Raw genomic sequence first — 18789 nt, 5'->3', positions numbered from 1 at the left:
TGGCCTTGCGGTCAGCGCTTTTTGTGGGACAGGGAAGCTCAATTCGCGACGCAGAAATGCTGCTCACCGTCATTGCCGGTGAACGTGCCGGTGCGGGCATTGAAGCTCCGGTAGCGGTCCGAGCAGTATTCGTACCAGTCGCGGGTCCACGGCTCGGCATAGCGGTCGGCATAGACGACCCGCGGTTCGGCATAGTAACGGCGCACCGGCGCCGGCCGCACTTCGCGGTAGTCGTAATCGTCGTCATAGCTGCTGTAGCGCGGCTGCGGGTTGCTCAGCGCACCGGCGATCAGAGCGCCGGCCGCAAGGCCGACGACACCGGCCGCAAGCGCGTCGCCATTATGATGACGACCATGGCCATGATGCCAGCGGTTCCAGTCCTTGGCATTGGCGGCAGGCAAGGTGGCGAGGGTGGTCGCGGCCAGAGCGGCGCCCAGGATGGCGGTCTTGAAAATGCGATTCATTTTGGTCTCCTTCGTGCCGGCCCGGATAGTTTTCGGGGATGCGGTCCAGCCTAGGGGACGATTAATAGAAGACCGTGGCTGAACGGGGGCTGAACGGAATTGGCTGATACGATCCAGTTCTTGCGGCAAAACCAAGCGCGTACGCAAGGCGCTCCGCCTCGTCAATCTCCGTCCGGACTGTCTTGAGCCGGCTTAGCCGACCGACAGGTTGACGGCCTTCGGACCCTTGCCGCGCTTGTCCGGCTCGGTGTCGAATGTCACTTTCTGTCCATCCTCCAGACCGGAAAGACCCGAAGCCTGCACGGCCGAAATATGAACGAAGACATCCTTCTGCCCGTCGTCGGGCGTAATGAAGCCGAAGCCTTTGGCATGATTGAAGAATTTGACAGTGCCGGTCTGCGGCATGGGAAGCTCCCTTTGATCCCATAAAGTCCAGTTTCGGGCCGGCAAATGCCCGAAGGGAAATTTGTCCTTTATTTTAGCGCTATCGGCAAGAGAAAGTTTTGGCCAGGGCGGCAACGCTGAAGGCTGGTCAAATAGATTGTTGCACCGAAGGCAATTCGCGCCAGACGATTCCTCCGGCGATCAGCCACGCCATGGACCGGTAGAGCGTCCTTTGCCTGCGGCGACGGCGGACATGAAAAAGGCGCGACCAGAAACGTCGCGCCTTCGAAACTCTGGGCGGCTGACAAAGCCGGTCAAACACGCTTGAGGTGCTTTTTCGAGCGCCCTGACGGGCGCGCGGGCACCGCCGGTTCAGGCCGCGCGGAGGTTGACCGCCTTCGGACCCTTGCCCATGCGGTCGGGTTCAACGTCGAAGGTGACCTTCTGGCCGTCGACGAGGGTACGCAGGCCCGAGGCCTCGATCGCGGAAATGTGGACGAACACATCCTTGGCGCCGCCGTCGGGCGTGATGAAGCCGAAGCCTTTGGTCGCGTTGAAGAATTTAACGGTGCCGGTCTGGGCCATTGGGGAAACTCCTTCACCCGTGTCAGTCTTATGGTTTGCCCGCCGCCTGGCATCGTGGGCAAGTCCCGGTGGTTGCTTCGGCAGTCCTGCATTTGCGCATGGTAAAACCCCCCGCCGAAAACGGGGCCGTCAGAGATTCACAGTATCGGGGAAAGGTCGTCCAAAACGTTCCGCTCTCCGGGTCGCAAATGCCCGAACACAAAATTTATCGCACGGAAACGTGATAGTTGCAAGATAGCGCCGCGGGCCGCGTCCATCGACGCATCCCAACGAAGGCGCTTCGATCAACCTGGGTTCTTAAGAGTTCATCAGCCAGAGCCCGGCCACGCATGGTCCAGCGGTCTGGTCCAGGGCCAAACCAATGCGCGGGCCAGGCATCGCATGGCTCCCGCGCCGCAAACGGGGGTTGCATTTGGCAAGGGAATGGCGAGGATCGACAGGCGCGTTTTGCGCCGGGGACGGGGGTCTCGAGGGAGGCATATTCATGAGATTTCTTGCGACGATCTTCTCGCGCCAGGGTTTTACTATTCTCTTCCTGTCGGGTCTTCTTGCGGCCTGCACCGTCGTCGTCGATGACGGGCCGGGACCACGTCCGCGCCCGCCACGGCCGGAACCGGAATTCTGCACCAGGCAATACGAGCCGGTCTGCGCGCGGCGCGGCGGTGACCGCCAGACCTTCGCCAATGCCTGCCTTGCCGAACGGGAAGGTTACCGCATCGTTCGCGACGGCCCTTGCCGCGACGGCGGTGGCGGTGGTGGCGGTGGTGGCGGTGGTGGCGGCGAAGAGCCGACATTCTGCACGCGCGAATACGCCCCGGTCTGCTCCCGTCGCCATGGCGAACTGCGCACCTTTCCCAACGCCTGCGAGGCCCGTGCCGCCGACTACCGCGTCGTCGAGGACGGCCCCTGCTGATTTTTCCTTCTCCCCTGTCGGGTGAGTCCGCCGGAGGCGAATTCACCGTCCCACTGGCACGATAAAAGGCGGCGAATGCCGGGACCCTGCGAAGCAGCGGGGACCGGGCGGGTGGACCGGACCACCCTTGGTCCTTCGCAGGCTCAGGGCGTTCGAAACGAAAAGCCAACAATTGGCTTTTCGTCTGCTGCGCGGACCGCTTCTCACCCCCAAGGGAGAAGGCAAGGTCGCGGATCGGAGTGGTTGCTTACGCCGAATACGCCCCGTCGGCCGCGCCGGCATAAAGCTCTGCGCCGTCCTCGTCGCAAATGCGCAGACGGTCGGGGATCTGCGGCATGGCGAGGCTGTGGAACAGCGCGGTGGCGCCCTGCAGGGCGGCGCGCAGGTTCGGCGCGTCCAGCGATACCTTGTCGAGCGTGGCTTCGTCGACGTCGCGCGAGCGGCTCGACGAAGAACGTCAAGCACGCCTCCGTTGCAGAGTTTTGCGCGAGATCGTCAGTCCGAGATCGTCAGTCCATTGCCGGCAGGTGCGCCAGGCGCGCCCTGCCTGGTCAGCCCTTCGACTTCGGCTTCAGGCTGCTCTCGGCTTGCTTGACCGAGGAACCGAACGGGGAGGCGGCCTTGGCCACCACCTTGTCTTTCTTGGGCTTGCGCGTTTCGCGATTGCTGCGCTGCTGACCCTTGGCCATCCGTCTGCTCCTTCATACGTGCTGGGTGGGTGCGGTGTCAGACGGCCGGGCTGTCGGGGACAGCCGGGGCGTCCGCCACTTCGAGGTTGTCTTCCGTGGTGACCCGCTCATAGGTCTCCTCCTCGCTGCGGATGCGATATTGCGGCGAGCCATCCTTGACCGGCAATCTGCTCTTGATCTGAAACAGCTCGGCGGCCTTCTGGGCGAGCCCGCTGCGGCTCTTCATGCGCACGGTCTGGCCGATGGCGAAGAGGTGCGAGGGCGTATCGGTGCGCGGACGCGCATTCTGCTGGAAGCGGATCATGCTGCGTTCTCCTGGTCGCGCCTCAGCGCTGTTTCGAGTTCGAGGTAGTCGATGGCGACAAGCTGGCTGGTGGCCGGGTTCTTCACCGCCCTTGCCGGCAAGTGGATGAAGGTGGCGACGCGACGCCAGGCAAGCCGCGACATGCCCTCGATCAGCTCTTCGTCGTGATCGATGTCATAGTCGCCGGCTGGCAGTTGCCCTTCCAGCCCGCCAAGCACGACGGGTGCCGCGAAATGGGCGATGGAACGGGTGGTGCGATCCGGCATTGGCTTGGCTCTGGTTCGTCGATGCTTTCCGGCATCAACAGGGAACTCAACCATCGGCGATTGGAATGAGTTTGGCGGGTCGAGTATCTCCGACGCCGCTATATGCCAAGCTTGGCCCAAAAAACGATCTCAGACCAATAATCCGAAATTGCTGATTATTCAAGCTGATTTCCGCCACGGCTCGACCGATATAAAAAATTTCTCGTATAAATCCCTAATAAATCTGCTATCGTGGAACAATATCAGCCAGCTTTTATTTATGGAGCATCGGAATAATTAGTCCAGAGCCTAAGATTATTTTTACGAAAGGGCAAAATATATGAGAATCATGAAAACGCCGGATCGTCAGGCCGCAGCAATCGAGCCAATCGTCCTCTTCCCCAAGGCAATGTCAGTGCGCCTGACGATAAGAAGCGACGAAGCGGCACGGCGCAAGATTGCCGACACCGACGGCACGCAGCGGCGGGAGCGCCGGCTCGCCGAAAGCAACCGGTTGATTTGACCGGGCTGCGCTGCTTTGGGTTCAACCGCAGCAACACCTTGTCCGGACCGAAGAGGATATCCGGCGGCACCCTTGAATCTGTCTCTTCCATGCCTTAGGTCCGGCAAGCGGACAAACACGGCAGGTTTCCCATCAACAGAGATCAGAGAAGAGCGGCGGGTGCTGGAGCTGGCGGACAGCCGCCGCTGGGCCTCGACCAATATGTGCAGCAGGCGCTGCAGCTGCATCAGGGCGGGCGCCGGCAGGAGGCCGAGACGCTGTACCGGCAGGTGCTGGCGCGCAAGGCCAATCACCCGGCAGCGGCGCATTTCCTGGGCCTGCTGCTGCACCAGACCGGGCGCAGCCCCGAAGGGCTGGAGCTGATCGAGCAGTCGGTGCATCTGCAGCCGAAGAATCCCGATTTCCTCAACAATCTCGGCACGGTGATGCGCGATCTCGGCCGCATCGCAGCGGCCGCCGATTTCTTCCGCGGCGCGGTAGATCTCAAGCCCGACCAGCTCGCGGCACGCGACAATCTGGGTTCGGCGTTGAAACAGCTCGGCCAGTTCGAAGCTGCGGAGGACATCTATCGCGGCACAATCGGGCGCAATCCCTTCCATGTCCGCGCCCGCATCGGGCTTGCCGAAACGTTGCAGGAAGCCGGTCGTCTGGACGAGGCGCTGGCGACCTTTCGCGAGGCGCTGACGATCCGGCCCAGGGATGCCGACCTGTTGCACGGGCTCGGCGTCGGGCTGATGGAAAAAGGCAAGCTCGATGAGGCGGCCGACCTGTTCCGGCAGGCGTTGGCGATCACGCCAGGCATGGCAAAAGCCTGGCTGATGCTGACGCAGGTCAAGCGCCAGAAGGAGCGCGACGCCGAACTCGCCGGCATGGAGGCCCAGCATGCCAAGGCGCCGGCCGACAGCCTGGCACGCATGCAGCTGTCCTTCGGTCTCGGCAAGGCCAATGACGATTTGAAGGACTACAACAGGGCCTTCGACTATTTCGCTGAAGGCAATGCGATCCGCCGCAAGGGCATCGATTATGATCCGGTCAGGACGCGGGCCGAATTCGAGGCGATGAAGACGGTGTTCAACGCCGGCTTTTTCGAAAAGCACAAGCCAAGTGCAATCTCCGACGACACGCCGATTTTCGTCGTCGGCATGCCGCGCTCCGGCACCACGCTGGTCGAACAGATCATCGCCAGCCATCCACAAGTCTATGGCGCGGGCGAGCTCAGCATGTTGAAAACCGCGGTCGGCAAGCAATTTCCGCTGACCATGCCGGGAGGTTTCCCCTGGGGACTGGTCGATGTATCCGACGCGGAGTTTGCGGAGGCGGGCCAAGCCTATCTCGACATGCTGCATGAGCGCTATCCCAACTTCAGGCATGTCACCGACAAGATGCCCGGCAACTTCCTGCTCATCGGCTTCATCCATATGATGCTGCCGAAAGCCAAGATCATCCATTGCGCGCGCGATGCGGCGGCGACCTGCCTTTCGATCTACAAGGTGCATTTCCGCGGCGACAACCACCGTTACGGCTATGATCTGGGCGAGCTCGCCGATTTCCATAACATCTACACCGACATCATGGCGCATTGGCACGATGTTCTGCCGGGCGTCGTCCATGACGTGCGTTACGAGGATTTCGTGGCCGACCAGGAGGGACAGACGCGGGCGCTGATCGGGCATCTCGGCTTGTCCTGGGACGACAAGGCGCTGTCGTTCCACGAGACCGACCGTCCGGTGCGCACGGCCTCGGCCGCGCAGGTGCGCCAGCCGATGTATCAGGGCTCGGTCGATCTCTGGAAGCGCTATGGCGACAGATTGAAGCCGCTGCTGGACAAGCTGGCCTGAGCAGCGGCTAAAGCTCGATGAAGGGCTGGAAGCCGCCGAAGATCATGCGCTTCATATCGAAGGGCATAGGCCCCAAATCGGGCGTCAAACGCGGATCGGCCATAACCTTGGCCATTACCGCGTCGCGGCTTTGCCTGGATGAATAGACGGCCCAGGCGAAGACGACGATCTCGTCGTCTTTTGCCTGAACGGCACGCGGAAACGAGGTCAACTCACCATAGGGCACGTCGTCGGCGATACATTCGACATAGGCGAGCGCTCCGTGTTCCTTCCATATCGGGCCTGCGAGGTTGGCCAGCTTCTTGTAGTCATCGATATTTGCCTTCGGCACGGCGAGCACGAAACCATCGACATAGGACATCAGGTTCTCCTTGGAGTATCTCACAAAGCTCCTTACCGGCGTCAGCCGGTGAGGAGCTTTGTCAGCGGTGGTCAGTCTTTCTTCGCCGGCGCGTTCATCGCCCATTCGACCCCGAAGGGATCGCGCATGTTGCCCCACTGGTCGCCCCAGAACATCAGCTGCAGCGGCACTGCGACTTCGCAGCCGGCATCGACCGCGCGCTTCCACCAGCCATCGATCTCGTCGGCGCCGAGATGGAGCTGCATGGTATAGCCCTGCGGCTTGACGGCAGGCATGCCGTTTTCGGGGTAGAAATCGGAAATCATCAGCGTCGAGCCGTTGATGTGGAGATGGATGTGCATGGTGCGGCCCTGCTCATCGGGCGGATAGAAGAACACCTGCTCGGCGCCGAAGGCCTTCTTGTAGAATTCGGCGGCCTTGAAGGCGCCGTCCAGCTGCAGATAGGGGGTCAATCCACCGAGAACTTTCGCGGCCGGCTGAATGGGGGTCTGGTCGGTCATGTCTTGTTCCTCTTTGGGTTTGGTCTGGGCGCTTGGTCTGGCCTTTGCGAACCTCAGGACGAACGAGGCGGCGGCAATCCTACATGTCTGATGCGATTTTTTGGGCCGATGCGATTTTTGGGGTGAAATGAACTTGCGTCGGCGGCGCCCAATCAGAGCGCAATCCTCGGTATGAGCAGGCTAGAAAAGGGGACTGCTTCTCCAACCCGCTGAGACGACAATGATCCTCTATTACCAGACCCATTCGCCCTTTGCGCGCAAGGCGCTCGTCTTCGCCCATGAGGTCGGGCTTGCCGACCAGCTCGAGGTCATTCATCACGAGACCAGCCCGACCTTGCGCAATGCCCGTGTCTACGCCGAAAACCCGCTCGGCAAGGTGCCGGTGCTGCTGCGGCCGGATGCGCCGCCGCTCTTCGATTCCGATGTCATCTGCGCCTATCTGGATACGCTGCATGACGGCCGCAAATTGCTGCCGCAGGACGGCGAAGCGCGCTGGCAGGCGTTGCGGCTGCAGGCGGTCGCCCAAGGCCTGGCGCAGACGGGCATAGGCCTGCGCTGGGAGACGGAAAGGCGGCCCGAACAGTTGCGCTATGCAGCGCTTGCCGAAGGCTACCGGGAAAAAATCGAGGCCAGCTATGACTGGATCGAAAGCGCGCTGGACGCCGAGACATCGCTCCATGTCGGCCATATAGCGCTTGCCACCACGCTGTCCTGGATGGCGTTCCGCCAGCTGCCGTCCTTTCGCGCGCGGGCGCGGCTGACGCGCTGGTTCGAGGCGTTCGAAAAGCGTCGATCGATGCAGGCGACGCCGCTGTCTGGCGATACGCATGACTGAGCAACGGTCGCCCCGCGGCGGCCTGCATCGATCTTTCCCGACCGCATGGTCAGGGCGCCCTGCAGATCCGCGGGCCGTTTTGCGCGTCGATGAGGATTTCCGGCCAGCCGATATCCTTGCGCAGTTCGATCGGCAGGGCCAGAAGCTCGCGCTCGCTGCGATAGCGGGCGCGGTTCTGTGCGTAACGGGCGGCGACGCGGCCTATGGATGACAGGATGGACATGATGCGTTCTCCTCAGATGAAGCCGGCATCATCGTGTCGGCATCCCAAGGACGCAGCAGGTTCAGGCGATCCGACAGAGCGCTGAAAATATTCTGAGAGATGTGAAACCATGGGCCGCAACACAGTGCGGCCCATGGTGGTAGTTCCTCAGCCCGCCGTTTCAGCCACTGAGCGGAAGAAATCCTCGGGGTCTTCGACTTCGGTCAGCTTCCGCTTGTCGATCAGCCAGAAGCGGTTGCCGATGGCGCGGATGAAGGAACGGTCGTGCGAGGCGAGCACACAGCTCGCCTGGTGCTTGAGCAGTTCCTCCTCCAGCGCTTCCTGGCCGTCAATGTCGAGATGGTTGGTCGGCTCGTCGAGCAGGTAGAAGTTGGGGTTGGCGAGTCTCAGCGCCAGCATCATCAGCCGCGCCTTCTGGCCGCCGGACAGCACGCCGATCTTCTTCTCCTGCATCTCAATGACAACGCCGGCGCCGGCAAGCAGCGAACGGGCGCGCTGCTCGCCGACATCGTAGCGGCGCGAGACCATGGCCAGAGGCGTGTCGTCGCCACTGATGCCGGCCAGCGCCTGGTCGCTGTAACCGAGCACCGTCGACGGCGTCACTTTGACGTTCGGCACCGTGTCAGGCTCGGAGATGGCATTGCGGATCAGGTTGACGAAACGCGACTTGCCGACGCCGTTGCGGCCGAGCAGAACGATGCGATCGCCCTGGCAGATGTGGCGCTTGCCGGTCTTGAACAGCAGCATGCCGTCCGGCGTTTCCACCGTGGCGTCGTCCAGCGTAATCAGCACCTTGGCATGGGTGCCGCGGTTGGCCAGCCGGATCGCGCCGGCCGATTTCTCGCGATGCGCCGATACCGCGGCGTCTTCCAGCTTCTCCGCCCGTTCCCTGAGTTGCTTGGTCTTCACCGTCAAAAGGTCGCTGCCGGAATTGATGCCGATGTTGTTGAGCTTGGCGGCCTGCTTGCGCAGTTGCTGCGCCACCTCCATGTCGCGCTCGAACCGGCGCGCCGTCGAAGCGTCCAGGTCGTCGAGCGCTTGCCTCGCCCTGGAATAGGGCAGTGCAAACACCGGCGAGTCCTCCGGGCGCAAGAACAGCGTGCGGTTGGTGACGGCGTCGAGAAAGGCGCGGTCGTGACTGGCGATGACCACCGGCACCTCGCGAGGCAGGGCGTTCAGCCAGCTTTCCAGCTGGCTGATCTTGGCGAGGTCGAGATGGTTGGTGGGCTCGTCGAGCAAAAGCACATCGGGGTCGGTGACCCAGACGCGGGCAATCAGCGCCAGCCGCTGCCATCCGCCGCTCAGCGCCTGCATCGGCCGTTCGCGCATCGGCTCGGGCACGTCGAGCGAATCCAGCACCACATCGACGCGCCACATCTCGCTGTCGGCCTGCTCGGCCGGCAAGGCATCGGCCACCACCTGATGGAAGCTGCGGCTAAGAAGGGCAGGCGGAACCGACTGCTCGACATGGCCGACACGCAGGCCGCGCGTGCGAGAAATGTCGCCCGAGGTCGGCTCCAGCGCGCCGGTCAGGCATTTAAGCAAGGTCGACTTGCCGCGGCCATTGGCGGCGACGATGCCGAGCCGGTCGCCGGCGCCGATGGTGAGGTCGAGATTGGAAAACAGCGGCGCACTCATGGTGACGCCGAGGGATTTGAGGCTGATCAGGGCCATTGCGATTTCTCTGGTCTTGCCGGAGACAACTCCGGATGCACTTTGACGGTGTGCTTGCCGGCCATCAGGCTCAGCTTTGCGCACCACGAAGGGCAGACCAAAAAATCGAAACGGGAAAAAACCCGTAATGTCCCTGGTCAACCCTGCAAGCGAACTCGCAGGGCAGAAATCGGGCCACGCTGATGATGGTGATCGATAGACACGCAGCCCTCCTTTCAAGACAAGACGTTGAGTGTGCGGAGCGATTACACCAAAGGCGGGGGTGGTGGCAAGTGGGCGGGTCGGTTGGCAATCGGCCGCTACTGTCACACGGGCCTCAGATGGCCTCCGCTCACTCCGTATTCCCTGTTTGGATCCAGCAGGAAATGTCCGAACACTGCGCTCCTGTGAAGATCAACAACGATCACAAGCAGGGCGTTGAACCTGCCGGTGCCAATCAGAACTTGATCGAACCGGTTTTGGGCATCCCGGTAGACATAGTGGACGTCGTTCAAATAGGGCAGGCCGATCTCATCGAGATCCAGCGCCTCGACATACGGCCATATGTCCACGGCAGCCTCTGCCTTGGCGGTGACGTTCGTCATGGGCTCGGCGAAGCAAGCCTTGAACTCGTCTTCCTGAAGTCTGCGCGTGACGATCATCACGCATTCTAGTGGCCGGCGTCGAAAATTCGCAACGGTGCAGCGGGTCGGTTCTTACCTTCTCCCCTTGTGGGAGAAGGTGGCCGAGCGAAGCTCGGTCGGACGAGGGGTGTTCCAGAAAACACCAACGTCTCACTCCGCTGGAACACCCCTCAACCGTCTCGGCGCTGCGCGCCGATCCACCTTCTCCCACAAGGGGAGAAGGGAAAGGGCGCTTACTTTCCTGGCCGTCCCGTCTTCCCCGGCCGCCGCTTATCACGACGCGCATCGCCTGGGTCCTCGTAGGAGCCGATGCCAGCACGCTGGCGAATGATTGGCTTGGGGGAATCGTCGCGATCCTTCGCGCCCCCCTCTGTCCTGCCGGACATCTCCCCCACTTGGGGGGAGATTGGGTTTGGCTTGGCCGGCACTTTTCCTTCGACCGGCTTTTCGGTCCGCCGCACGGTCATCTCGTCCAGCGAGTTTTTCTTGAACAGCGGCTTGGTGGCATCACCCGGAATGCCGAAGTCGGAGCCGTGCGCTTCCTGCGCCGACTGTTTCTTGAACAACGAGCGCGACACCGCGCCTGACGGTGTCGGCATGTCGGTACCAGGCCCCATATCGTCGATCGACGGCTTGGCAAGCAGCGGTTTCTTCACCGGCACGGCGCCGTCGGCACCCATTTCGTCGAGCGCCGGCTTGCGGAAGAGGTTGGACCGGGCAGCCCTGGCCGCCTCTTCAGCCGCGCGTGCGTCGTCGAACTTGCGAAAACGCTCCTGTTCCTCAGCCGTACGGTGCTTGGCCACGCCCTTGTTGTGCTTGCCCTTCTCGCGGCCGGAGACCGGGCTTTCCATGTCGGCGTATTTGGCCAGAGGGTCTTCCGAGATGGACAGTTCCATCTCGCGCAGCCGCTTGATCTCGTCGCGGATGCGGGCGGCCTTCTCGAAGTCGAGATTGGCGGCGGCGTCGCGCATCTGCTTTTCCATGGCGTCGAGATGAGCCTTGAGATTGTTGCCCATCATCGCACCGGCGCCGTCGGTGAACTGCGAGATATCGGCGCGGACATGGTCCTTCTCGTAGACCGAGTCCAGAATGTCGGAGATGCGCGACTTCACCGATTCCGGGGTGATGCCGTTGGCCGCGTTCCATTCCATCTGCTTTTCGCGGCGGCGGTTGGTCTCGGCCATCGCCCGCTCCATCGAGCCGGTGACCTGGTCGGCATAGAGGATGACCTTGCCGTCGACGTTGCGGGCGGCGCGACCGATGGTCTGGATCAGCGACGTCTCGGAGCGCAGGAAGCCCTCCTTGTCGGCGTCGAGGATGGCGACGAAACCGCATTCAGGAATGTCGAGGCCTTCGCGCAGCAGGTTGATGCCGACCAGCACGTCGAAAGCGCCGAGGCGGAGATCGCGCAGAATCTCGATGCGCTCCAGCGTGTCGATGTCGGAGTGCATGTAGCGAACGCGCACGCCTTGCTCATGCAAATATTCGGTCAGGTCTTCGGCCATGCGCTTGGTCAAAACGGTGACCAGCGTGCGGTAGCCGGCGGCCGTGGTGTCGCGGATTTCGCCGACGACATCGTCGACCTGGCTTTTCGCCGGGCGGACTTCGACCGGCGGATCGATCAGGCCGGTCGGGCGGATGACCTGCTCGGCGAACACGCCGCCGGCCTGTTCCATCTCCCAGGCGCCGGGTGTCGCAGAAACCGCGACGGAGAGCGGACGCATGGCGTCCCATTCCTCGAAGCGCAACGGGCGATTATCCATGCAGGAGGGCAGGCGAAAACCATACTCCGCCAGTGTCGCCTTGCGCCGAAAGTCGCCACGATACATGCCGCCGATCTGCGGCACGGTGACGTGGCTTTCGTCGATGAAGACCAGCGCATTGTCGGGGATATATTCGAACAAAGTCGGCGGCGGATCGCCCGGCTGGCGTCCCGTGAGATAGCGCGAATAGTTCTCGATGCCGGCGCAGGAGCCGGTGGCTTCCAGCATCTCAAGATCGAAGCGGCAGCGCTGTTCGAGCCGCTGTGCCTCCAGCAGGCGGCCGGCGCGCTCGAGCTCGACCAGCCGGTGCTTGAGCTCCTCCTTGATCGACTTGATCGCCTGGTTGAGCGTTGGACGCGGCGTCACATAGTGCGAGTTGGCGTAGATCTTGACGCTCTTCAGCTCGCCGGTCTTCTGGCCGGTGAGCGGATCGAATTCGGTGATCGCCTCGATCTCGTCGCCGAACATCGAGATGCGCCAGGCGCGGTCCTCAAGGTGGGCCGGGAAGATTTCGATCGTGTCGCCGCGCACGCGGAACGAGCCGCGCACGAAATTGATGTCCTGGCGCTTGTACTGCTGGGCGACCAGATCCGCGAGCAGAGCCCGCTGGTCGAGCCGGTCGCCGATCTGCATCTGGAAGGTCATCGCCGTGTAGGTCTCGACCGAGCCGATACCGTAAATGCAGGACACCGAAGCGACGATGATGACGTCGTCGCGCTCGAGCAGCGAGCGGGTCGCCGAATGCCGCATGCGGTCGATCTGCTCGTTGATCGAGGATTCCTTCTCGATGAAGGTGTCGGTACGCGGGACGTAGGCTTCGGGCTGGTAGTAGTCGTAATAGGAGACGAAATACTCGACCGCATTGTCGGGGAAGAATTTCTTGAACTCGGAATAGAGCTGCGCGGCCAGCGTTTTGTTGGGCGCCAGGATCAAAGCAGGGCGCTGCGTCTGCTCGATCACCTTGGCCATGGTGAAGGTTTTGCCGGAGCCGGTGACGCCGAGCAGCACCTGCGTGCGGTCATTGTTATCGACGCCCTCGACAAGATCCTTGATGGCGGTCGGCTGGTCGCCGGCCGGCTCGAAATCCGACACCATCTTGATGGCGATGCCGCCTTCGGATTTTTCCGGGCGGGCAGGGCGGTGCGGCGTCCACAGCACGCCGTCCTTGTGCAAGGGGTTGCCGGATTCGATCAGCGCCGACAGCGCCGCGACCGTGGCGGTGACGCTGCCCGAGGCCATGGTCTCGGCGTCTTCCAGCGAGATGTCGAGGCCGGCGACCGGATTGAGGCCGGCTGCGGTGCGTTCGCGGGCCGTGGCCGCGCCGCCCATCGAGGTGCCGCGCGAACTGCGGCCGGGCGCAGCGGACCGCTCCGGGATCTTTTTCGCGGACTTTGGCGATCTACCATCGCCCTTACCGGTGAGACGGCCTTCCTTCTCGGCCTCCTGCTCGATCTGCTCGGCCCAGTCGGCAATCGAGCCGCTCAGCGGCGCGCCGGTGAAGTCGGCCTGCGGCGCCTCGGCGAAGCCGCCTCTGTGCAGAGGTTCCGAGGCATCGAGGAAATCGGTCAGCGGGCTGCGCCGCTCCGGCGGCGAAGCGCCGTTGTCACCCGCCGGAGACGGTGTCTTTTTGTCAGAGAGTTTGGCCATGCCCCAAATATGGGCAGAGTCCGCCAAAATGGAAAGAGTGCAGTGGCGAAGGGCGCTAAGCGGGTCGAAGCTCCTGACACAAGGGTGTCAGGAGCTGTGTTACGCGAAGCCAGGCCGCCTGCTCAATTGAACCACAGCGCGAAGGTCAAAAACCCACCGCCACCGAACTGGCGCTGGATCTGGTCGAACTCGCCGCTGGTCACGATCTCACCGCTCTCGAGGTAGGGCGCGATGGCCGGGCCGGTAATCGACAGCACGAGGTCGAAAGGCTTCGGTTCTTCGAAGAAACGCTTCATGTTGATGCCCTGGCCGGTGCTGGCCGTGATGCGGAAATGCGGCAGCAGCTTGCGGCCTTCCAAAAGGTCTTCGGCCATGGTCAGAGTGGCGAGCCAGGCCTCGACCTGCTCCTCGCCGACTTCGAGCCCGGTGAGCGGGTTCTCGCCCTTCTGCTGCGGTCCCGGCAGCCATTCGCGGTCATTGTCGGTCTCGGCGCGGATCGCCTTCCAGTCCTCGCGCGACAGCCGGATGATTTCGAGCAGATGGCGGCGCGCCGCTTGACGGCGCTCGGGCTCGACCACCGGCCAGTTGACGAGGTGAACCATGGAGATGAAATCCGCGATGCGCCATTCCGATGAGAAGATGCTGCTGCCCATGTCGCCGGCGGGAGGCACGAGAATGTCCTGCAGCGGCAGTTTGGCGCGCGGAAACAGCATGTGGAACGAGCCGTCGAACATGGTCCTGAAATCATGCGCCAGCCAGAAATCGGCCTGCGCCATCAGGAACTCGGCATAGCCCTGCAGCCAGTAACCATCGGCGCGGTCGAAGCGGAAGGCGAGCGAGGGAGCGGCGGCGTCCGACGAGATGCCGCCGCGCGACAGCGCGGCCATGACCGCCGCGATGCTTTCATCCGGCGTGATACTGCTGTCCTCGTTGAGATCGATGCCGAGATGGGTGAGGTCGATGACCATGCCGATATCGGCTCCCGCGGGCACCGAACCCAGTGTCACCGCCGACTCTTCCAACCGGTCGCGGAAGGCGACCAGAATGGCACGGAACTGCTCATAGGTCAGCGGTTCGGGATCGGGATTGTCCGGAATCGGCAGCCGCATCAGCGGCAGCATGAAGGATTGCGGGCTTTCGAACCCGTGGCGGTGCAGACCGCCGGCGAGGATTTCCAGCGCGGTGAAGAATTCGCCGGCGCCGGCGGCATAGGCTGACGCCGGATCGCCTTTCGCTGCAGACTCAAGCGTTGTGAGCGCACGGTTGCGCTCGGTCACCGTTTTGGCCTCGAACAAAGCGGTTGCCGCTTCGGGCGCGGCGGCGCGGGCCGAAGATAGCGGCAGCAACAGGAGGAAGGCGGACGCCAGCAGGCCTGCAAAACGTGTCATCTCATCCCTCCACTATGCGATGCGCAGACATTACACGCATTTGGCGCCGTGTCTGCCGGCGGCAGTGTTTCAAGGACTGACGGTCGACACTCCCCGGGCAGACCGTCTACACAAGCTAACCGATTGGGCAAACGATTGGGCGTCGCGTGTCGAACTATCCGCTTTCCTACAAACTGTCATGGCTGCCGCGCTTCCTGAAGCCGTCGCTTGGCGGCGATGTCAGGGATTTTGCGCCGATCGCGGCAACGACACTCATTGATCCACCGCCAGGGCGGAAGGTGCGGCTGGCCTTTGTCGGCGATATTTCGGCGGTGGCCAACCATAGTGCGCCGGAGTGCGATCCGGCGATCGCAAAACTCTTGGGCTCAGCCGACCTGGTGATCGGCAATTGTGAAAGCCCGATCGTCGAGAAGCCAAGCGTGGCGCTCGGCACGCGGCTTGGCACGCACCATGCGATGAGCGAGCGGTTTCTTGCCGCGGCGCTTGCCGCCGTAGGCATCGCGCGTGAAAAGCTCGTGCTGTCGCTGGCCAACAACCATGTGCTCGACCAGGGCGTCGCCGGTTTCGACGAGACGGCTGCGGCGCTGAAGCGGCTTGGCATCCGCACCGTCGGCACCGCGAAAAAAGGACCGGTCGAGCAGGTCAAGGCCGGGCCGCTGACGATCGGCTTTGCCGCTTTCACACTGTGGCGCAATGCCGACGCCGCAGTTTTCAATGAGCGTGTGTCGGTGCAAAGCGATCCGGCGGCATGGCCGAGAGGCGCGGCCGACAAGAACATCGATCTCACCTGTGCGGTGCCGCACTGGGACTGGGAGTTCCGGCATTTTCCGCAGCCGCAAACGCAAACGCTGGCGAGGTTGCTGGCCGGTCACGGCGTGGGGCTGATTGCCGGGCACCACGCCCATGTCGTGCAGCCGGTGCAATGGGTCGGCAAGACGCTCGTGGCTTACGGGCTTGGCGACTTCCTCGGCACGGCGCTGGCGCGGCAGCCCTGGCCCGGCCGCATCGCCGGCATTTTCGTCGTCGATGTCAGCGCAGATCTCGGCAAGCGCGGCGCGATCGCCGGCTACCGGATGCATGCCTTCATGCGGTTGCGCGCAGGCGGGCATGAGCGGCTGGTTCCGGTCGAGGCGCTGACTGGCCGGATGAAGGGCAAGGTCGAAGCCAGGCTGAAGGCGATCTTTGGCGACTGACGACTTTCCCGCTATTATAGGCATAAACGAACTTTGCGAGGGGGCGATGGAAGCAGCTGAGTTCATGCCTGATGAAGCGGTGGTCGCCGGCATCAGGAAGAATATCGAGATCTATGAGGCTGGACGGGCTTCGGCCTACCGCCAGGTGCGCTGGCGGGTGCCGGTGTTTCTGGGGCTGCTGCTGGTTTTTGTCGTGCTGGTGGCCTGGCTGTTCAACAAGGTCGCCGACTTGAACGAGCAATGGTTCTCGACGCCGCATGTGTTCCTCTATGTCGGCGGTTTCTTCGCGGCGCTGCTGCTGTACTTCCTGGCGATCAGGCCGGCGACGCGGCTGCAGCAATCGTTCCGTGACACGCTGCTGCCGATCATCTTCGGCTTCATCAGGGATGTGCGCTATCAGCACAGCGTGACGCCGAATTCCTTCGACCGGCTGCCGCGCGCCGTGGTCGGCGCCTTCAACCGGCAGAGCTTCGACGACATCGTATCAGGCCGCTACGAGGATTTTCCGTTCGAGCTCTACGAGGCGGAGTTGCGCCAAGGGTCGGGCAAAGGCTCGTCGACGGTCTTCAAGGGCGTCGTCGTCGCCTTCGAGACCATTGCGCCGTTCCCCGGCATATTGGTCGCGACGCGCCGCAGCAACGCGGTGGTCGGTTTCTTCCGCGGCATCTTCGCCGGCAAGATGCAGGAACTGTCCAGCGGCGATCCGCTGCTCGACGGCGACTACGAATTTCGCACCGACAATGTCGCCGCCGCGCAGCCGCTGGTGAGCGGCCGGTTGGCGCAGGCGCTGAAATGGCTGCACGAGACATGGCGCGATGATCCGGCGCGGGTGGCACTTAATGGCAGCGATGGTTTCCTGCTCTTGCCGCAGCCGAAGAATTTCTTCGAACTGCCCGCCATTTCCGTGCCACTCGATTACACCAAGCACATCGCCCCGATGATCGCCGATATGGGCGCGATCTTGGCGACCGCGGCGCTGGTGCGCAAGATCGGCGCGACGGATGGCGAGGCGGCCGCAAGCTAGGCAGTTCCCGATTGCAACAAGCCGCCATTCATCCGGGTGCGGCTCTCGCGACAAGGCGGACAATATCGCCGAGCCTGCGCTGCTCCTCGGCGGATCTGGAGCGGCTGACCGCGAGATTGACGACTACCAGTTCGGCTGCCGGCAAGACGCCGATCATCTGACCGAAACCGCCATGGGCGAAATAGCGAACCCTGGGCAAATCCGCATTGCGAAGAACGGTGGCTTCGGACTGGGCTTCGCCATCACGGCCGGTCGTCCACCACATGTAGCCATAGCCGCTTCCGTCTGGAGTGATCGAATAAGCCTTTGTGCTGTCTTCGATCCACGCCCGCGGCACGATCTCCGTGCCGCGCCAGCTGCCTTTGCGCAGGTACAGAAGGCCGAATCGGGCAAGATCGCGCGCGGTCATGCGAAAATGATAGGCGGGGTGCTCCGATTCGGGGCCGCGCAAATACGCGCCGTCGTCAGGGTGAAAATCCTGCATGCCGAGCGGGACGGCGATGTCGGCATGGAAGCCGTCAAAAACGGAGCGGCCGGTTGCCCTCTCATAGATGGTGCCAAGGGCGTTGAAGTCCCAATTGTTGTAATACCAGTGGCTGTCCCTGGGGTGGCTGCCGCGGACGGGCCGGTCGGCTTTCATCTGTTCGGATTCGGCGAGCGCCGGGTGGTAAATCCCGGACCGAGCCTTGATGAGATCGCCGACTGTTGCCTGCTTTTCGGCTTCGCTCAACGACGGCGCGACATCATCGATGCCGAGCTCGCCCAGCGTGTTGTCCAGACGAATGCGTCCGCGCTTGACCTCGATGCCGATTAGAGCGCTCAGCAGGCTTTTGCGGACCGAGCGGATGACGACTTTTTTCGAGGCCGAACCGCTGGATGCGACGACAGATCCGCGATGGATGGCCACAGACGCTATCGAACCAAATTGCCGTGCCGCTGCTTTCGCCTCGGCGAGGAGATCGACGTTCCATCCGGCATCGGCCGCCGAGACGACGTTCCATTTTTCGCCGGGATATTCAGCCCCTTTCATGTCGCCGCGCCTCAGCAGTCGAAGCCGTAGTTCTGGCGATAATATTCGACATCTTCTTGCGCCATCGTCTTGAACATCACGCAGACGGTGAAGCTGCCGACCTGGCGACCGTTTTTGGTGTAGCCCCAGTCGGAAATATCGTCCCGGTTGAATTCGAGTTCCTGGCCGGCCACGACATTGTGCACCGCTTGCGGCTCATTGGCCAATGTTCCTGCAAATCCGGTCGAGGTCTTGTGGAAGGGGATGATCCAGAAATGCTCCGAGGCGTCTCCGTCCCTGACCTCGACTTTCAATTTGTAGCTGGTTGTCCCGGCTGGCGGCGCATCCGACAAGGACAGGAATTCATCGAGGCTGGCGCGCGCCTGCGCAATGGCCGCCGCCATGTCCGGATCGTCCCTGGCGACGCCTACAACCTTGTCGCCGCCCTGGCCGGAATCCTGCGCACCGGCCGGAATCGGCGCCAAGGCCAGCACCAGGGACAACACGGTTCGAACTGCATGCTTCATGAAATGGCGCTCCTGCGTGTCGATGCTGACACCATCATGCATCTATCTGGAGTTTTCAACGGCAGTGCGACAGGGTG

21 protein-coding genes are annotated in these 18789 nt (G+C 62.7%); 6 read left to right on the top strand and 15 right to left on the bottom strand.

Going from position 1 to position 18789, the window contains the following annotated elements; genetic code table 11:
* Positions 1-38: 38 nt before the first annotated feature.
* The 3 genes from NKJ18_RS00975 to NKJ18_RS00965 all read right to left on the bottom strand — a co-directional run bounded on the left by NKJ18_RS00975 (position 39) and on the right by NKJ18_RS00965 (position 1433).
* Positions 39-464, bottom strand: coding sequence for a BA14K family protein (locus NKJ18_RS00975; RefSeq protein ID WP_352757689.1), 426 nt, complete (start codon positions 462-464; stop codon positions 39-41).
* Positions 465-656: 192 nt separating this feature from the next.
* Entirely contained in the window at positions 657-869 is a 213-nt protein-coding gene (locus tag NKJ18_RS00970; RefSeq protein ID WP_023672019.1) for a cold-shock protein, read from the bottom strand.
* Positions 870-1220: 351 nt separating this feature from the next.
* Positions 1221-1433, bottom strand: coding sequence for a cold-shock protein (locus NKJ18_RS00965; RefSeq protein ID WP_006202520.1), 213 nt, complete (start codon positions 1431-1433; stop codon positions 1221-1223).
* Positions 1434-1917: 484 nt separating this feature from the next.
* Here NKJ18_RS00965 and NKJ18_RS00960 point away from each other — a divergent pair, with 484 nt between their 5' ends.
* Positions 1918-2346 carry a Kazal-type serine protease inhibitor domain-containing protein gene (locus NKJ18_RS00960; protein WP_352757687.1) on the top strand — a complete coding sequence of 143 codons (429 nt, stop codon included), beginning with the start codon at positions 1918-1920 and terminating at the stop codon, positions 2344-2346.
* A 551-nt stretch (positions 2347-2897) separates the two neighbouring features.
* Here NKJ18_RS00960 and NKJ18_RS00955 read toward each other — a convergent pair.
* The 3 genes from NKJ18_RS00955 to NKJ18_RS00945 are packed head-to-tail and all read right to left on the bottom strand — an operon-like array spanning position 2898 to position 3605.
* A complete protein-coding gene (locus tag NKJ18_RS00955) occupies positions 2898-3035 on the bottom strand; it encodes a hypothetical protein (protein ID WP_023683725.1) in 138 nt (45 codons plus the stop codon).
* A 37-nt stretch (positions 3036-3072) separates the two neighbouring features.
* Positions 3073-3339 carry a hypothetical protein gene (locus tag NKJ18_RS00950; RefSeq protein WP_023751237.1) on the bottom strand — a complete coding sequence of 89 codons (267 nt, stop codon included), beginning with the start codon at positions 3337-3339 and terminating at the stop codon, positions 3073-3075.
* Positions 3336-3605, bottom strand: a complete 270-nt coding sequence (locus NKJ18_RS00945) for a hypothetical protein (RefSeq protein ID WP_352757685.1) — start codon at positions 3603-3605, stop codon at positions 3336-3338. The genes NKJ18_RS00950 and NKJ18_RS00945 overlap by 4 nt, the downstream gene beginning before the upstream one ends.
* A 328-nt stretch (positions 3606-3933) precedes the next feature.
* On the opposite strand from NKJ18_RS00945, the gene NKJ18_RS00940 reads away from it, so the two are divergent.
* Both NKJ18_RS00940 and NKJ18_RS00935 read left to right on the top strand, forming a co-directional pair.
* The gene (locus NKJ18_RS00940) at positions 3934-4107 is read left to right on the top strand and encodes a hypothetical protein (protein ID WP_352757683.1); all 174 of its coding nucleotides are present in this window, start codon (positions 3934-3936) and stop codon (positions 4105-4107) included.
* A gap of 203 nt (positions 4108-4310) precedes the next feature.
* Entirely contained in the window at positions 4311-5945 is a 1635-nt protein-coding gene (locus tag NKJ18_RS00935; RefSeq protein ID WP_352757681.1) for a tetratricopeptide repeat-containing sulfotransferase family protein, read from the top strand.
* A gap of 7 nt (positions 5946-5952) precedes the next feature.
* On the opposite strand, the gene NKJ18_RS00930 is transcribed toward NKJ18_RS00935, so the two are convergent.
* Together NKJ18_RS00930 and NKJ18_RS00925 are read right to left on the bottom strand one after the other, a co-directional pair.
* Positions 5953-6306: a DUF1428 domain-containing protein gene (locus tag NKJ18_RS00930; protein WP_023683729.1), complete on the bottom strand. Its 354-nt coding sequence runs from the start codon at positions 6304-6306 to the stop codon at positions 5953-5955.
* Between the two features lie 71 nt (positions 6307-6377).
* Positions 6378-6806: a VOC family protein gene (locus NKJ18_RS00925; protein WP_023705894.1), complete on the bottom strand. Its 429-nt coding sequence runs from the start codon at positions 6804-6806 to the stop codon at positions 6378-6380.
* A gap of 220 nt (positions 6807-7026) precedes the next feature.
* On the opposite strand from NKJ18_RS00925, the gene NKJ18_RS00920 reads away from it, so the two are divergent.
* On the top strand, positions 7027-7641 hold the full coding sequence (locus NKJ18_RS00920; RefSeq protein WP_352757679.1) for a glutathione S-transferase family protein: 615 nt from the start codon (positions 7027-7029) through the stop codon (positions 7639-7641).
* A 49-nt stretch (positions 7642-7690) separates the two neighbouring features.
* Here NKJ18_RS00920 and NKJ18_RS00915 read toward each other — a convergent pair whose 3' ends face one another.
* The 5 genes from NKJ18_RS00915 to NKJ18_RS00895 all read right to left on the bottom strand — a co-directional run bounded on the left by NKJ18_RS00915 (position 7691) and on the right by NKJ18_RS00895 (position 14959).
* Complete coding sequence (locus tag NKJ18_RS00915; RefSeq protein ID WP_023672009.1) at positions 7691-7864, bottom strand: hypothetical protein; 174 nt, start codon at positions 7862-7864, stop codon at positions 7691-7693.
* A gap of 147 nt (positions 7865-8011) precedes the next feature.
* Positions 8012-9538: an ABC-F family ATP-binding cassette domain-containing protein gene (locus tag NKJ18_RS00910; protein ID WP_352757677.1), complete on the bottom strand. Its 1527-nt coding sequence runs from the start codon at positions 9536-9538 to the stop codon at positions 8012-8014.
* Positions 9539-9843: 305 nt separating this feature from the next.
* Positions 9844-10179: a hypothetical protein gene (locus NKJ18_RS00905; RefSeq protein ID WP_023728225.1), complete on the bottom strand. Its 336-nt coding sequence runs from the start codon at positions 10177-10179 to the stop codon at positions 9844-9846.
* 215 nt (positions 10180-10394) lie between these two features.
* Entirely contained in the window at positions 10395-13571 is a 3177-nt protein-coding gene (gene uvrB, locus NKJ18_RS00900; RefSeq protein ID WP_352757675.1) for an excinuclease ABC subunit UvrB, read from the bottom strand.
* 122 nt (positions 13572-13693) lie between these two features.
* Entirely contained in the window at positions 13694-14959 is a 1266-nt protein-coding gene (locus NKJ18_RS00895) for a hypothetical protein (RefSeq protein WP_352757673.1), read from the bottom strand.
* Between the two features lie 146 nt (positions 14960-15105).
* On the opposite strand from NKJ18_RS00895, the gene NKJ18_RS00890 reads away from it, so the two are divergent.
* Both NKJ18_RS00890 and NKJ18_RS00885 read left to right on the top strand, forming a co-directional pair.
* Positions 15106-16152, top strand: coding sequence for a CapA family protein (locus NKJ18_RS00890; protein WP_352757671.1), 1047 nt, complete (start codon positions 15106-15108; stop codon positions 16150-16152).
* A gap of 46 nt (positions 16153-16198) precedes the next feature.
* Positions 16199-17176, top strand: coding sequence for a hypothetical protein (locus NKJ18_RS00885; protein WP_352757669.1), 978 nt, complete (start codon positions 16199-16201; stop codon positions 17174-17176).
* 28 nt (positions 17177-17204) lie between these two features.
* On the opposite strand, the gene NKJ18_RS00880 is transcribed toward NKJ18_RS00885, so the two are convergent.
* Positions 17205-18206 carry a serine hydrolase domain-containing protein gene (locus NKJ18_RS00880; RefSeq protein WP_023691556.1) on the bottom strand — a complete coding sequence of 334 codons (1002 nt, stop codon included), beginning with the start codon at positions 18204-18206 and terminating at the stop codon, positions 17205-17207.
* Positions 18207-18217: 11 nt separating this feature from the next.
* A complete protein-coding gene (locus NKJ18_RS00875) occupies positions 18218-18712 on the bottom strand; it encodes a YegJ family protein (RefSeq protein ID WP_023741084.1) in 495 nt (164 codons plus the stop codon).
* Between the last annotated feature and the right edge of the window lie 77 nt (positions 18713-18789).

It is taken from the genome of Mesorhizobium sp. M0217, assembly GCF_040321955.1.
Classification (GTDB): domain Bacteria; phylum Pseudomonadota; class Alphaproteobacteria; order Rhizobiales; family Rhizobiaceae; genus Mesorhizobium.
The sequence above is the reverse complement of the archived record's forward strand: the minus strand, read 5'-3'. Positions and strand labels throughout refer to the sequence as shown.

Coding starts and splice junctions, on each gene's coding strand:
- NKJ18_RS00975 (WP_352757689.1), bottom strand. CDS start 464: ATGAATCGCATTTTCAAGACCGCCATCCTGGGCGCCGCTCTGGCCGCG.
- NKJ18_RS00970 (WP_023672019.1), bottom strand. CDS start 869: ATGCCGCAGACCGGCACTGTCAAATTCTTCAATCATGCCAAAGGCTTC.
- NKJ18_RS00965 (WP_006202520.1), bottom strand. CDS start 1,433: ATGGCCCAGACCGGCACCGTTAAATTCTTCAACGCGACCAAAGGCTTC.
- NKJ18_RS00960 (WP_352757687.1), top strand. CDS start 1,918: ATGAGATTTCTTGCGACGATCTTCTCGCGCCAGGGTTTTACTATTCTC.
- NKJ18_RS00955 (WP_023683725.1), bottom strand. CDS start 3,035: ATGGCCAAGGGTCAGCAGCGCAGCAATCGCGAAACGCGCAAGCCCAAG.
- NKJ18_RS00950 (WP_023751237.1), bottom strand. CDS start 3,339: ATGATCCGCTTCCAGCAGAATGCGCGTCCGCGCACCGATACGCCCTCG.
- NKJ18_RS00945 (WP_352757685.1), bottom strand. CDS start 3,605: ATGCCGGATCGCACCACCCGTTCCATCGCCCATTTCGCGGCACCCGTC.
- NKJ18_RS00940 (WP_352757683.1), top strand. CDS start 3,934: ATGAAAACGCCGGATCGTCAGGCCGCAGCAATCGAGCCAATCGTCCTC.
- NKJ18_RS00930 (WP_023683729.1), bottom strand. CDS start 6,306: ATGTCCTATGTCGATGGTTTCGTGCTCGCCGTGCCGAAGGCAAATATC.
- NKJ18_RS00925 (WP_023705894.1), bottom strand. CDS start 6,806: ATGACCGACCAGACCCCCATTCAGCCGGCCGCGAAAGTTCTCGGTGGA.
- NKJ18_RS00920 (WP_352757679.1), top strand. CDS start 7,027: ATGATCCTCTATTACCAGACCCATTCGCCCTTTGCGCGCAAGGCGCTC.
- NKJ18_RS00915 (WP_023672009.1), bottom strand. CDS start 7,864: ATGTCCATCCTGTCATCCATAGGCCGCGTCGCCGCCCGTTACGCACAG.
- NKJ18_RS00910 (WP_352757677.1), bottom strand. CDS start 9,538: ATGGCCCTGATCAGCCTCAAATCCCTCGGCGTCACCATGAGTGCGCCG.
- NKJ18_RS00905 (WP_023728225.1), bottom strand. CDS start 10,179: ATGATCGTCACGCGCAGACTTCAGGAAGACGAGTTCAAGGCTTGCTTC.
- uvrB (WP_352757675.1), bottom strand. CDS start 13,571: ATGGCCAAACTCTCTGACAAAAAGACACCGTCTCCGGCGGGTGACAAC.
- NKJ18_RS00895 (WP_352757673.1), bottom strand. CDS start 14,959: ATGACACGTTTTGCAGGCCTGCTGGCGTCCGCCTTCCTCCTGTTGCTG.
- NKJ18_RS00885 (WP_352757669.1), top strand. CDS start 16,199: ATGGAAGCAGCTGAGTTCATGCCTGATGAAGCGGTGGTCGCCGGCATC.
- NKJ18_RS00880 (WP_023691556.1), bottom strand. CDS start 18,206: ATGAAAGGGGCTGAATATCCCGGCGAAAAATGGAACGTCGTCTCGGCG.
- NKJ18_RS00875 (WP_023741084.1), bottom strand. CDS start 18,712: ATGAAGCATGCAGTTCGAACCGTGTTGTCCCTGGTGCTGGCCTTGGCG.